Annotated in this window: 13 protein-coding genes; 5 read left to right on the top strand and 8 right to left on the bottom strand. The window is 57.8% G+C overall.

The features are described from left to right. The first annotated feature begins 116 nt into the window (after positions 1 to 116). Together AC33YF_RS10465 and AC33YF_RS10470 are read left to right on the top strand one after the other, a co-directional pair. Entirely contained in the window at positions 117 to 1,469 is a 1,353-nt protein-coding gene (locus AC33YF_RS10465) for an ammonium transporter (protein WP_491777151.1), read from the top strand. A gap of 33 nt (positions 1,470 to 1,502) precedes the next feature. Continuing rightward, positions 1,503 to 1,715: a hypothetical protein gene (locus AC33YF_RS10470; protein ID WP_491777152.1), complete on the top strand. Its 213-nt coding sequence runs from the start codon at positions 1,503 to 1,505 to the stop codon at positions 1,713 to 1,715. A 113-nt stretch (positions 1,716 to 1,828) separates the two neighbouring features. Here AC33YF_RS10470 and AC33YF_RS10475 read toward each other — a convergent pair whose 3' ends face one another. After that, on the bottom strand, positions 1,829 to 2,386 hold the full coding sequence (locus tag AC33YF_RS10475; protein WP_491777154.1) for a hypothetical protein: 558 nt from the start codon (positions 2,384 to 2,386) through the stop codon (positions 1,829 to 1,831). Between the two features lie 274 nt (positions 2,387 to 2,660). On the opposite strand from AC33YF_RS10475, the gene AC33YF_RS10480 reads away from it, so the two are divergent. Further along, on the top strand, positions 2,661 to 3,347 hold the full coding sequence (locus AC33YF_RS10480) for an outer membrane protein (RefSeq protein WP_491777155.1): 687 nt from the start codon (positions 2,661 to 2,663) through the stop codon (positions 3,345 to 3,347). On the opposite strand, the gene AC33YF_RS10485 is transcribed toward AC33YF_RS10480, so the two are convergent. The 5 genes from AC33YF_RS10485 to AC33YF_RS10505 all read right to left on the bottom strand — a co-directional run bounded on the left by AC33YF_RS10485 (position 3,331) and on the right by AC33YF_RS10505 (position 6,910). Next, a complete protein-coding gene (locus AC33YF_RS10485) occupies positions 3,331 to 4,032 on the bottom strand; it encodes a ribonuclease T2 family protein (RefSeq protein ID WP_491777156.1) in 702 nt (233 codons plus the stop codon). The two genes, AC33YF_RS10480 and AC33YF_RS10485, sit on opposite strands and share 17 nt — an antisense overlap. After that, positions 4,019 to 5,467 carry a M20/M25/M40 family metallo-hydrolase gene (locus tag AC33YF_RS10490; protein WP_491777157.1) on the bottom strand — a complete coding sequence of 483 codons (1,449 nt, stop codon included), beginning with the start codon at positions 5,465 to 5,467 and terminating at the stop codon, positions 4,019 to 4,021. Before AC33YF_RS10490 ends, AC33YF_RS10485 begins: the two co-directional genes overlap by 14 nt. Before the next feature lie 104 nt (positions 5,468 to 5,571). Then, positions 5,572 to 5,787 (bottom strand): cold-shock protein, encoded by a 216-nt coding sequence (locus tag AC33YF_RS10495; protein ID WP_045368101.1) that lies wholly within the window; start codon positions 5,785 to 5,787, stop codon positions 5,572 to 5,574. Positions 5,788 to 6,003: 216 nt separating this feature from the next. After that, positions 6,004 to 6,306: a hypothetical protein gene (locus AC33YF_RS10500; protein WP_491777158.1), complete on the bottom strand. Its 303-nt coding sequence runs from the start codon at positions 6,304 to 6,306 to the stop codon at positions 6,004 to 6,006. A gap of 244 nt (positions 6,307 to 6,550) precedes the next feature. After that, positions 6,551 to 6,910 carry a septal ring lytic transglycosylase RlpA family protein gene (locus AC33YF_RS10505; RefSeq protein ID WP_491777159.1) on the bottom strand — a complete coding sequence of 120 codons (360 nt, stop codon included), beginning with the start codon at positions 6,908 to 6,910 and terminating at the stop codon, positions 6,551 to 6,553. 444 nt (positions 6,911 to 7,354) lie between these two features. Here AC33YF_RS10505 and AC33YF_RS10510 point away from each other — a divergent pair, with 444 nt between their 5' ends. Together AC33YF_RS10510 and AC33YF_RS10515 are read left to right on the top strand one after the other, a co-directional pair. Then, positions 7,355 to 7,588 (top strand): DUF3072 domain-containing protein, encoded by a 234-nt coding sequence (locus AC33YF_RS10510; RefSeq protein ID WP_491777160.1) that lies wholly within the window; start codon positions 7,355 to 7,357, stop codon positions 7,586 to 7,588. Positions 7,589 to 7,785: 197 nt separating this feature from the next. Further along, positions 7,786 to 9,018, top strand: a complete 1,233-nt coding sequence (locus AC33YF_RS10515) for a lytic murein transglycosylase (protein WP_491777161.1) — start codon at positions 7,786 to 7,788, stop codon at positions 9,016 to 9,018. A gap of 39 nt (positions 9,019 to 9,057) precedes the next feature. Here the strand turns inward: AC33YF_RS10515 and AC33YF_RS10520 are convergent, their stop codons facing one another. Both AC33YF_RS10520 and uvrB read right to left on the bottom strand, forming a co-directional pair. Further along, positions 9,058 to 9,501: a DoxX family protein gene (locus AC33YF_RS10520; RefSeq protein ID WP_491777162.1), complete on the bottom strand. Its 444-nt coding sequence runs from the start codon at positions 9,499 to 9,501 to the stop codon at positions 9,058 to 9,060. Positions 9,502 to 10,410: 909 nt separating this feature from the next. Beyond that, positions 10,411 to 12,441: excinuclease ABC subunit UvrB (gene uvrB / locus AC33YF_RS10525; protein ID WP_491777163.1), on the bottom strand; the 2,031-nt coding region annotated here is incomplete at its 5' end.

Here is a 12,441-nt window from a genome sequence, read left to right on the forward strand (position 1 = left end):
GAATTACGAAGGAGGAATGCAAGAAAAAAGTCTAGCCAGACCAAGTCCAATCCACACGGCAAAGGGACACAGACTAAATAGAAGTCCCGCCGTTTAACCCTAGGGGGGTTACAAATATGGGCAATAACTTAGACGCACTGACAACCGTCTTTACCGAGTTTTATTACTGGGTGACGGTTGTCTTTATGTTTCTCATACACGTAGGGTTCTGTATGTATGAAGTCGGTGCAAGCCGCCGACGCAATCATCTACATACGTTGATGAAGAACACGATGCTCATCCCGTTGGTGACTATCACGTTTTTCTTCTTTGGCTGGTGGATTTATTGGGCGTTCCCGAATGGACCGTTCATCACCGGCGGACTTGAGACCGAGGCTGCGGCCGCGAATCTCCCGACATCTCCGACAATGGCAACCGATTTATCAGATCGCATTACCGGCGTTTTCTGGGCGGCGTTCCTCTTGTTCTCATGGACGGCTGCTTCGATCGTGTCAGGCTCGGTCATTGAGCGTATCCGTTCAGGCGCGTTCTGGATCATCGCGGTCATGATTGGTTCGGTAACGTGGATCATCGACGCCGCCTGGGGCTGGAGCGCCAACGGCTGGATGGTCAAGCTGCTCGGCTATCACGATGCCTACGCATCTGGTGTGATTCATGCCATCGCAGGCGGTACGGCGCTTGGCGTTCTGGTCGTGCTTGGGCCCCGGCTCGGGCGCTTCCGGGCTGACGGTACGGCGCGAGCCTTCGTTCCGCATAATCCCTGGCTGGTGACGGTGGGTCTGTTCCTCATCTACACGGGCTTCTGGGGCTTCTACGCGGCCTGCAACGTGCCGATCATTTCGCCGGAGGGTATCGGTGGTCTGATCACTGGTGAGACATGGACGGCGACAACGATCTATCTGACGCCGACAACGCTTGGTGCGATTACCTTCAACTTCCTGATGTCACTGTCAGGTGGCTTGTTGGTGGCCTACATCATCTCAAAGGGCGATCCCTTCTGGACCTACTCGGGTGGCCTTGCGGGCATCATCACAGCCTCGGCTGGTAACGATCTGTACCACCCGATCCAGGCAATGTTCATCGCCGGTATCGGCACGTTCATTGCTTACAAGATGCACTACTGGGTCGAGCGGACATTCAAGATCGATGATGCTGTGGGTGCGGTAGCCGTTCATGGGTATGCGGGCTTTGCCGGTCTCGTGATCGCAGGCTTCATGCTTTGGGGTTACCCATCTTCGCCCTACGAAGGCTATGCAGCGATCAACCCGCTCGGTAACACGATCGGCGCGGTCATCATGTTCTTTGTGCTCGGCTTTATTCCTGCTTGGATCGTTTCGAAGATCCTGAACGGGATGGGGCTCCTTCGGATCCCGCGCGAAGTCGAGCTCATGGGTCTAGACTTCAAGACCCTGGCTGACGAAGAGGCTGCACGGGAAGATGTGCGCAACGCTGAAAAGGCGCTCGTTTAATGGCGACGTCAGAACACAGAAAGGAGAACTGCAATGCCTACCACTTGGGCAGTCGATCTTGCCAATATTGGACCCATCTATCCTTGGCAAGGTAGTGAGCTGATACTTGTGATAGCTGGTGTCGCGTTCTGGATCCTTTGGCACATCATCCAGCTCCGCGACGAGAGAGAAGAGTTCGAAAGTGATGTAGCCGAGTACGGTAGCAAAGAGTCCATCAAGAAGGCACTAGACGACCACTCTCTCTAGGCGTTCCGCCTACAGATCAAATATAGATGGGCGCTCTCAACCGAGGGCGCCCATTTCTGTTTTCGGGGGATAGCTGACGGCAATGCCTGGTCCTTGCGTGTCGCGCTCGCTGCTCAGAAATTCATTTCGGCCGACTTCCAATCGGGCTTGAATGCGAGCACCTGCATTCCGTCAGATAATGTTGGGTTGAAGACGCGGTTGTGCCAGATCGCAGCGGCGTGGTTTGCATTACCGTTTTTCACGGGTTTGACTTTGCAAGCCAGCCTGAATCGGTGCCGGCCTTGCGAGAAGTCGAGTACGCACTCACCTGCGTCGATCAGAGCGGCGGCTAGTGGCGCATCGGGTGGCAACACTGCGAGCAGCCGATCGCTAAACTGCTTTGCGTTCTGATAATACTCTGACTGGAGGAAGCGTAGCGCCTTCTGGTACGTCTCCCGCGGGTCTGCCGACTTCTGAACCTGGAAGCGAAAAAAAGCGGTGCTCTCCTCAGGGGCTTTTGGCGCTAGCAGCACTGTGAGCGCGCGTATCCGTTCCTCGCCGGTGTCGCTGAGCACCCGCGGGCACATGCCCATCGACGGCCGGCCGCCTTGATCGCGCATCGCCGCTTTCCGCAACTCGCACTGCCATTCTAGAAAGCGGTCTTTCGGCTTTCGCGGTCCAGTCTTACTCACGACACTGTACTACCTTGCGATTGTGGGTCCGGAGTCCCCGTCAGCCAGAGCTTACCTTGTTTGAACTACTTCTTCAGTCCCGCCAAAGAAGTACGGCCTTGTGAATAAGCCCGATCGCCGGACGCCCTTAACGGGCCGCTAACCATACGAAGTTTTGCGACCCCCATTAGTTAAGAGACTTTTAGGGACGAGCTCTATCTTTCGGATAACGACGCTGGTTTTTCGCACGCGATTTTACACGAAGCCAGCACTCGATCGATTGAGGGAGTGACTTATGCGTACGGGATTCTACCGGGCGTTCGCGGTCTTCGCAGCCCTTGGCATGTGTGCCGGCTCCTCCTTGCCGGCCATTGCGCAGGACTACGGACTTTACGACAGCAGCGCGTATTTCGGTACGGATCCGATTCAATCCGATGCAACATTCGAGGGATGGTGGCTGGGCGCTACCATCGGTGGCTCTACCGTAAGCTACAGTACCTCTCCAGGCTCCATCGACTCCGACGGTGTCATCGGCGGTGTGGTTGGCGGCTTCAGTTGGCAGCACGGACCGTTCGTGATTGGCCTCGAGGCCGACTACCTGGGTGCGGACATTGACGGTGGTGGCCAACTAAACAACGGGGCCAACAGGGCGAAGATCGGCTTCGATAACCTTGCGGATCTGCGTATGCGCTTGGGTTATGCGTTCACGAGCAATCTGCTGCTGTTCGGCACCTTCGGCGGGGCTTGGGCCGACGCGGACATCTATTCGAGTGGTCCCGGTGGTGGCTTCCGCGAGACATCCTTCACCGGTTGGGCTTTCGGTGGCGGCGCCGAGTATGCTTTCGAAAAGGACTGGAGCTTGCGCTTTGACTATCAGTTTACGGACTTCGGCGAGGAGTCGGTCAACTTCCAAGGCGGGAACAGGCAGACATTCGATCCGGATTCCAACTCGTTTCGCGGCTCGGTCATCTATCGCTTCTAGAAACCGGCACTGTAATACGGTTGAGGGCGCATAGACGTCTTTGATTGCTGTTCCTGCCGCAGGGCCTTGGATCCAGGTCTTTCGTGAAGCAGATACGGACGTCGAAGAGGTTACCGCGCCGGCACGTCACTACGATCATGTCCGGCCGCATCCATTTGTTGGCGGCCAAGAACTCGCTTTCGACTTTCTCTGGTGACACGAAGCGTTGCGTTTTTGGATCGTCAAGCGTTCGCGGGATTGTCACTTTTTCAAACGCACGCCGCGCTAACGAGAAATAGGCTGCGGGCGATAGGCCAGAGCAGGTGCCGTGTGACCTGTACTCGTGAATGATAATGCCCTTGTCGGGCATAATGTCTGCGACATCTCTGATCACAGCGGAGGGCACCCAGGGGTGTTTGCCCCGGTAGCAGTCCTCGGGCCAACCGACAGCGTATTGGGGCCAAAGCCCATGCAGAATAAAGTAGCTATCGCCATCGACGTCGCATTGCGCGTCGCCCCGCCGGTGGCCCTCGGTCAAGCAATGTGTGGGAGACCAGCTGAGTACGAGTGTGTAGTAGTCGAACGCGCCAGGCTCTGCGCGTTTGAAGGCTTGGGGGCGTCCGCTGTCATAGGCTAGCGAAGGTAAGCCAAGAAGCGTAACGGCCATGAACACAGCCGCGAAGCGGAGAGGGCTAAGCCGCCGCACGGGTTGCACCCAGCGCGGCTAGGATCCGGACCCAACTCCGTGCGCCCTTCTCGAAACTGCTGAGATTGTATTTCTCGTTGGGCGAGTGGATCGCATCGTCCTCGAGCGCAAAGCCAACCAGCAGCGCGTCCATGCCAAGCCGCGTGCGGAAAGCTTCCACTATGGGGATTGATGCCCCGCAGCCGACGATCACGGGAACCTTGCCCCATTCCGACTCCAGCGCTCCAGCCGTTGCACGAAACGCAGGAGCGCTCGTATCGAAGCCGACGGCTGGGGATCCGCCTTCGCCGCGGTAGGTCGCGGTGACGTCGGCCGGAAGGCGATCAGAGATATACGCGTGCAGGCCTTCGATGACTTTGTCGGGCTCCTGGCCCGGAACGAGCCGGAACGAGAACTTTGCAGATGCCTCCGCCGGAATAACCGTCTTGGTTCCCGGTCCCGTATAGCCACCAACAATTCCGTTCACCTCAATGGTGGGCCGACACCAGAGTTGCTCGACGACGCTGTAGTCCGCTTCGCCCGCCGGTGCACTCAAGCCCACTTCGCCAAGGAAACCCTCCCCATCGAAATTCAGTGCACGCCAGGCTTGGCGCTGTTCGGGAGAGGGATCGGATACGCCCTCGTAGAAGCCCGGTATCGTAATGCGCCCGCTCTCGTCGTACAGCCCCGCGATGAGCTCGCCGAGGACACGAATAGGGTTCTGTGCGGGTCCACCATAGATCCCTGAATGCAAGTCACGCGACGGCCCGCTAAGTGTGAGTTCAGAGAAGGCTAAGCCACGCAGGAACGCCGTAATTGCCGGCGTGTCCGCGTCCCATTGACCCGTATCGCAGACAAGCGCGATGTCAGCCTTCAGGGATTTCCCATGGGCCTCAAGAAACGGTTCGAGGCTGGGACTTCCGGATTCTTCTTCGCCTTCGAGCAAGACGGTAACGTCAACGGGAAGCGCGCCTGTCGTATCCATCCAGGCCCGGCACGCTTCGACGAAGGTCATCACCTGGCCTTTGTCATCCGATGCGCCCCGCGCCACGATGATTTTGCCATGAGTAGGATCGTCGACGATTTGCGCATCGAAAGGCGGCGCGTTCCAAGCGTCCAGCGGATCCGGCGGTTGAACGTCATAGTGACCATAAAAGAGTACGTGCGGGCGTGGCTCATCACCTTTGCCGGTGCTCCAACGAGCAACCACCATCGGCTTGCCATCGGTTGGCTCAACGCTGACTTCGAAGTCGATGCCGCGAAGCGTCTCAGCACACCAGGTAGCCGCTTCGAGACAAGCATCGTGATAGGCCGGGTCAGTCGAAATACTGGGAATGGCTAGGAATTCGGTAAGTCGGGTGAGCGCTCCCGCTCGGCCGCGTGCAAGCGTGTCTAAGACGTCTTCCGGAGAATTTTCGACCCCAGGACCGGCCGCACTCTTCTCGCGCACTGTCATGAGCTCGTATGCCTCAGCTCAATAAGCCAACAAAAACCCGCCGGCGACCTCAGCGTCCGATGACGCCACAGTCGCGGCGGGTCAAAAGACTCAGCCGCTAGGTGTTATTCTCCGAGCTGTACATTGATAGCCTGAGGCCCCTTGCCCCGACGATCAGGCTCGGTCTCAAATGAGACGCGCGCGCCTTCGTCTAGCGCTGGCAAGCCAGAACGCTGCAGGGACGAGATGTGCAAGAAAACATCCTTCCCCCCGTCGTCAGGCGTAATAAAGCCGAAGCCGCGTGTGTGATTAAAGAATTTGACCGTCCCGGTCTGACGCATGGGAAGCTCCTTTCCCCCTCCATTAAGGCCCGCGTACGCGCGGAAAAGCGGGCTAGTCTAGGAAACGGGAAAAGAAACCACGTAACTTCGCGAGAAGCATGCGCAGCCAGCCTCAACCCTGGTTCGCAGTCTGCCCAATAAAGCGCCTCACTCTAGTTGCGTACGTTAGTCATGTGCAAGACCCGAATAGGGTGATCGGCAATACAGATGAAGCGTTTAGTTGGGGTACGGTGACCGGTCCGGCGGCCCGTTAAGTTCATAGCCACCGGGTCCGTAGTCGAAGCCAGGCGATTCTTCTAGCGAGTTCTCGGGCATCTCGGGCACGCCCCAGACGTCGCTCAACGTCCAAGATGTGCCGCCAATGCGTGGACCCCGGTGAGGCCGCTTGAAAAGACCACCGGAGCGTTCGGTGCGAACGCCATCTTGAGCGCTTGCCGGCTCAATCGACAGGCCTACGGGGACTACCGCGATCAGGGCAGCAAGAGGGAGCGTTCTGACGAGCGCCGCGAGAGTTAGCATTGGGGTAGCCTCCGATCGGACCGAGCCCTGCTGGCCCGCGTCTCGAGTCCTGACAGTAGTTGGTTTCGGCTGCACTTGCACTCACGATCGTAGGCCAAGTGCCCGATAAACCACTCAGGCTAGAACTATGAAGGGTTTCAGGCCCGTTTGCTATGACATCTGAGCAACTGTCGGAGATCTTCTGCGCCCTGTCGCATGAAATTCTGAGCGATTCGACTCCCAAACTTAAGCAGTCGGTGGGCGTTTAATTTAGCCGAGTTACGCTGACCTTCGCGGTTCCAGAGCTGATCATACCGAGTTTAGCCGCAGCAGCTTTAGAAACATCGATAATCCTTCCGCGAGTAAAGGGGCCGCGGTCATTTATCCGAACAGTTACGGAGCGCCCATTTCCAAGATTTTTGACCCGTACCTTGGTCCCGAACGGCAAGGTGGGGTGGGCAGCTGTGAAAGCACTTGGATTCATTTTCTCACCGCTAGCTGTCATTGAGTGCATGGCATACCAGGATGCGTTGCCCACCTGGGCAGCGTTCGCGATGCTGAGCGGCAAAAGGCACACTGCAGCAAGAAATCCAGAGACCAAGAGCGTAGGGCGCAAATTGACCATGCGTTTTCTTTCTCCTTCGACTTTGGGAGGGGAATTGAGCGAACCCGTCGCGCAACGGCGACTTGGAGAAGCTCTTTTGTGCGGTGCGGAAATTTACGGACGAAGGCGGCGGAAAACTGGCAACCGGGCGGTCTTTGAGGGGCGATTTTCGGGTAGCGACGCCATGCTTCTGCCCCGCTGCCGAGAACTCACGTCTCTGAAACGGTCTGGCCGAGAGGGGCCTGCGTCACGCCAATAGGAAGAGCAGATCCATCACTCTCTTGTACGCCTGTCAGGCAAGGGACGGGCGGCAAGTTCTGTCGAACTCTCCTGATAGATTAAGCTCCGCAAACTTGTGCTCAAATCAACGACTTGCGTTGGCTAATCCTTGCCCTTTTTAACCCTTATTGTAACAATCTTATATACAAGCAGATTCCAGAAGGGAAAGCCAAGGACGCGAGAGAAATGGAACAGGAGAAGAGGGGACTTGTCCGGCCCGAAATCCAGTATTCAGTACGAGATGCCAACAGCTTGGAGCCGATGACTGGGGCTCAGGCGGATCACCTCAAGACATTGGCCGAAGAAGTGCATGAGCCTGACGCGTATCAGCAAGGCTTGAGCCGCCGTGAGGCCTCCCAACGCATCGATGCGCTTCGGGAAAAGATAAGAATTTGCGAGCTCCCCCCGCACACCGACTAGCGGCGGCTTGCCAAGTGATATCCTTACGAAGGCGGCGGCCGGCTCGCTTGGCTCGCTGGCCTCTTTGGACCGAACGCCTATTGTCTGGCCACCGTTCGACCTCTTTGTTTGTCACTGGTGTCACAAGCGCCTTTCAATTTGTTCGAACCCATCCTCCATGCTTGACGGATGCCGTTTGACTGGGTTCAGTGGCGCGCATGTCATCACACCCCCCGACTCGCATCTTTAGATTCGCAGCGCTGGCTGGCCTCTGTGCGGCGGCGCTGTTCGGTTCCGTCCCGTCTGCATCCGCACAAAATTGTCCGGGCCCTGCAGGCTTTAATAAGTGGCTGAAAGGCTTCAAACAGGAAGCGATCGCCGAGGGGATTTCACCTGGCACTGTAGCCAGCGCGTTGAATGGGGTTACATACGATCGCCGAGTGGTAGCGAAGGACCGCGCTCAAGGCGTCTTCGCGCAGGACTTTCTGACATTTAAACGGCGCATGGCGAACAACAATCGCCTCGCAGCTGGCAAGGCACGCCTCAGGAAGTACGCCTCCGTATTCAATCAGGTTGAACAGCAATACGGCGTACCCGGCCCGGTCCTCGTCGCCTTCTGGGGTCTTGAGACGGACTATGGCGCCTTCATGGGCAAGATGGACAGTATCCGCGCCCTGGCGACTTTGAGCTACGACTGCCGCCGTCCCGAAAAGTTTCGCCCTCAGCTTATGGATGCACTGCGCGTGCTTGATCGGGGCGACCTGCGCCGCAGCCAGATGATTGGGCCAACCCATGGCGAGGTTGGGCAGTTCCAGTTTCAGCCCAGCACCTACTACAAATTTGCCGTCGACTACGACGGCGATGGACGGCGCGATCTCGTGAAGAGCGTCCCCGACTCACTTGCCTCGGCGGCGAACTACCTCGCCGCCAAAGGCTGGCAGCCGGGGCAACCTTGGCTTGAGGAAGTCATCGTTCCGAAAGACTTGCCTTGGGATCAGGCAGACGTGACCATTCAGCGGCCGCGATTGTTCTGGTCTAAATACGGTGTGAAGTATCGGAACGGTCAACCCATACCCGACGATGCGACGCCGACTGCGCTGCTCCTGCCCATGGGCCGGAATGGCCCGGCGTTTCTGGCTTATCCAAACTTCATCAACATCTATTTGGACTGGAACCACTCACTCGTCTACTCGACGACGGCCGGCTATTTCGCGACGCGTCTAGCGGGAGCGCCACCGTTGCGTGCGGGCAATCCGGTCCCGACGAGCGCCGCGGAGAATAAGCAGATACAGCGGTTGCTCCAACGCCGTGGCTACGATGTCGGGAAGGTGGACGGCGTGATTGGCGCGGCAACCCGCAGGGCGATCCGAGAAACGCAGCTGCAATATGGATTGCCCGCGGATGGGTATCCAAGCCGTGCGCTATTGCGGAAATTGCAGGCTGGCAGATGAGCGCCCGGTCAGCTTGACGTCGCCGGACCTTCAGCTGTACTAGGCACTCTTCCACCAAATTAGGTGATCGACGGAGATCGCCCCGGGTCCTCGCGCGACAAGCAGGAAGAGGAGCGCGAACCAGAGCAGGTGCTCCGGCCATCCGCTCGGATAAACGAAGACCTGTATGATGGCGACCATGCCGATAAAAGAAAGTGCCGTAAGGCGTGTAGCAAGGCCGATCACCAGCAAGACTGCGCCGATGAGCTCTTGGTATGTGGCCAGGTAGGCGGCAATGTCCGGCGGAATGATGGGTACCTTGTATTCCTCCTTGAACAGGAAAAACGTGGTGCTCTTTACCTGAAACGACTCATCCACCTTGGTCATCGCGGAGCGCCAGAACACGGCGGCTACGGCAAACCGCGCCACCAGCGCAACAAGACTGTACGGAATCCGCTGGGCCAAGCGCCGGCCGGCGTCCAGTGTTTCAATGAGTGCGGACATTTCGACCCCCTGCTGCTGTCGTTGTCGTCGCTACCCAAACTAGCCGAGCTTGCCGTCACGTCAGGCTCATATCTCCTCACAACCGCTTGACTGGACCGCGAGGATACACGCGCGAAAAAGCTCGGCTCTAGCGTGGTGGATCTGAAGCTCGTTAGGTCGCTTGCCGCGAGTTCGACAACGAACTCTAAGTCCAAACGACCACACTAGAACTTAGAACTGGCTAGTGTCCCTATCGAATCCGAAGTTCGTACGGAGCGTGCTGCGGAATCATACGAACTTCGGATTCGATAGGGACACTAGAGCCGAGCTTTTCGACACAGATCCGTCTGCTGCTACAGATCCAGGGGATGTATCCGCACGAAGTCGCGCGGACGAGGGATGGCATCGGAGAAGCTTACGAAGACCACAGACTATTTGTAGGGTACGTCAGCGGCTGGAAGTTCCGTGACAACAGCCTGCTGGTGCAGGTGGAAGCAGCCGCCAAGAGCAAGCGTGGCGGTGGCGACCGCAAGTGCGATTATGGTGCGCATGACTAATTCCCTCTACGCGTTGCGTACTCAAATCGGTACGACGCCAATTTCGCTTCATAGGCTTGATAAAGCGTTAAAGAGCGGATCGGATTGAGACAGAGAATCCCCCTTTGTTTCAGGTGCACAAACCAAGGAGTCTCGTGCAAACGTTGGGTCTATAGGTCGATGGGGTTCCCTGAGTTGAAGTGCAAGGAGTTGGGCAGAAGGATCCATGTTCCGTGGGAGCGCTCTCCCAATCCCAAGGAACATGCGGCAGGAGACGATGTGCGCGATCGATCTCTCCGCCCAACACGAAGTCTTAGGGCTGCCAGTTGAGTCTAACCTTGCGTTCAATCAAGCTCGCGGCCCGGAACACCGCCAGTCTTGTTCGAAAGCAACTCTAGCGACGGTTGGTTTTGAACTTTCTTGTGCCGGGCTTGCCGGATCGGGAGCGGGGCTTCGGCTTTCGCAAAGGAACCTCGCGGTTGTGCGGTCCCATCTCGTCAAGACCAGGCTTGTGCGGGCGAGATACATCTACACTCCGCTCCAATTCACTCTGTCGCGCCAGCGGATCGTTAGCGATGGCGAGTTCCATCTGGCGCAAACGCTTGACCTCATCGCGCAGGCGCGCAGCCTCTTCGAACTCTAAGTCGGCCGCTGCGGCACGCATACGTTTTTCCATGTCTTCGATGACGGTTTCGATATTGTGGCCAACAGTGCCTTCGATCGGTGTCTGGCCGTCCTCGGCGAAGCCCGCGCCCGCATCCACCAGCACATGGTCGCGCTCATAGACGCTTTGCAGGATATCGCCGATGTTCTTCTTCACGCTCTCAGGTGTGATTCCGTTGGCCTCGTTCCAGGCAACCTGTTTTTCGCGGCGGCGCGTGGTCTCGGCTATGGCGCGTTCCATTGATCCGGTCATCCCGTCCGCGTAGAGGATTACCTTGCCGTCGACGTTCCGGGCCGCACGGCCGATCGTCTGAACGAGCGATGTCTCTGAGCGCAGGAAGCCCTCTTTGTCTGCGTCGAGAATGGCCACGAGCGCGCATTCGGGAATGTCGAGCCCCTCGCGTAGCAGGTTGATACCAATGAGCACATCGAAGGCACCGAGCCGCAAGTCACGGATAATCTCAATACGCTCGAGCGTTTCGACATCGGAATGCATGTAACGGACGCGAAGACCTTGCTCGTGCATGTACTCTGTAAGGTCCTCGGCCATACGTTTCGTCAGCGTGGTGACGAGTACGCGATAACCGTTGGCGACGACTTTGCGGGTCTCATCGATCAGATCATCTACTTGCGTGGTAGCGGGTCGGATTTCCACCGGCGGATCGACGAGGCCTGTTGGGCGAATGACCTGCTCAGCGAAGACGCCACCGGTCTGGTCGAGCTCCCAGCCGCCGGGCGTCGCCGAGACATAAACGGTCTGAGGACGCATCGCGTCCCACTCCTCGAAGCGCAGGGGACGATTGTCCATGCAAGACGGAAGGCGGAAGCCATACTCGGCGAGCGTCGACTTCCGCTTGTAGTCGCCGCGGAACATCGCGCCGATCTGAGGGACTGTGACGTGACTCTCGTCGACGAAGACGAGCGCATCGTCGGGCAGGTACTCAAAGAGGGTAGGGGGCGGTTCCCCAGGCTTGCGCCCCGTCAGGTAGCGTGAATAGTTCTCGATACCCGCGCAGGACCCCGTGGCCTCGATCATCTCCAGGTCGAACAAGGTTCGTTGTTCCAAGCGTTGCGCTTCCAGAAGCCGACCCGCGCCATTCAGCTCGATGAGACGCTGCTTCAGCTCCTCCTTAATGCCGCGTACCGCCTGCTTCAGCGTAGGTTTCGGCGTCACATAGTGTGAGTTTGCGTAAATCTTGACGATTGCGAACTCGTCGGTCTTGGTGCCAGTCAGCGGGTCGAACTCGACAATTGACTCAATTTCGTCGCCGAACAGGGAAATGCGCCAGGCCCGGTCGTCTAAGTGCGCGGGCCAAACTTCGATTGTGTCACCGCGGACGCGGAAACTGCCCCGGGCGAAATTGACGTCGTTTCGTCGATACTGCAGGGCCACGAGATCGGCCATCAACTGTCGCTGCTCTATGCGGTCGCCACGCTTTAGGCTGAACGTCATCGCCGTATAGGTCTCAACCGAGCCGATACCATAGATGCAGGACACGCTCGCCACGATAACTACATCGTCTCGCTCCATGACGGCGCGCGTCGCTGCGTGGCGCATGCGATCAATCTGTTCGTTGATGGAGGAGTCCTTCTCGATGTAGGTGTCCGTGCGCGGTATGTAGGCTTCGGGCTGGTAGTAGTCGTAGTAGGAGACGAAGTACTCCACCGCGTTGTCTGGGAAGAAAGCTTTGAACTCACCATAGAGCTGTGCTGCGAGCGTCTTATTGGGCGCCAAGATGAGTGCTGGCCGTTGAGTGCGCGA

The sequence above is a fragment of the Methyloceanibacter sp. genome (genome assembly GCF_058506495.1).

Bases quoted from the DNA above. Each gene is read 5' to 3' on its own strand.
- AC33YF_RS10470 (WP_491777152.1), top strand. From the start codon at position 1,503: ATGCCTACCACTTGGGCAGTCGATCTTGCCAATATTGGACCCATCTAT.
- AC33YF_RS10510 (WP_491777160.1), top strand. From the start codon at position 7,355: ATGGAACAGGAGAAGAGGGGACTTGTCCGGCCCGAAATCCAGTATTCA.
- AC33YF_RS10505 (WP_491777159.1), bottom strand. From the start codon at position 6,910: ATGGTCAATTTGCGCCCTACGCTCTTGGTCTCTGGATTTCTTGCTGCA.
- AC33YF_RS10495 (WP_045368101.1), bottom strand. From the start codon at position 5,787: ATGCGTCAGACCGGGACGGTCAAATTCTTTAATCACACACGCGGCTTC.
- AC33YF_RS10480 (WP_491777155.1), top strand. From the start codon at position 2,661: ATGCGTACGGGATTCTACCGGGCGTTCGCGGTCTTCGCAGCCCTTGGC.
- AC33YF_RS10520 (WP_491777162.1), bottom strand. From the start codon at position 9,501: ATGTCCGCACTCATTGAAACACTGGACGCCGGCCGGCGCTTGGCCCAG.
- AC33YF_RS10490 (WP_491777157.1), bottom strand. From the start codon at position 5,467: ATGACAGTGCGCGAGAAGAGTGCGGCCGGTCCTGGGGTCGAAAATTCT.
- AC33YF_RS10500 (WP_491777158.1), bottom strand. From the start codon at position 6,306: ATGCTAACTCTCGCGGCGCTCGTCAGAACGCTCCCTCTTGCTGCCCTG.
- AC33YF_RS10515 (WP_491777161.1), top strand. From the start codon at position 7,786: ATGTCATCACACCCCCCGACTCGCATCTTTAGATTCGCAGCGCTGGCT.
- AC33YF_RS10465 (WP_491777151.1), top strand. From the start codon at position 117: ATGGGCAATAACTTAGACGCACTGACAACCGTCTTTACCGAGTTTTAT.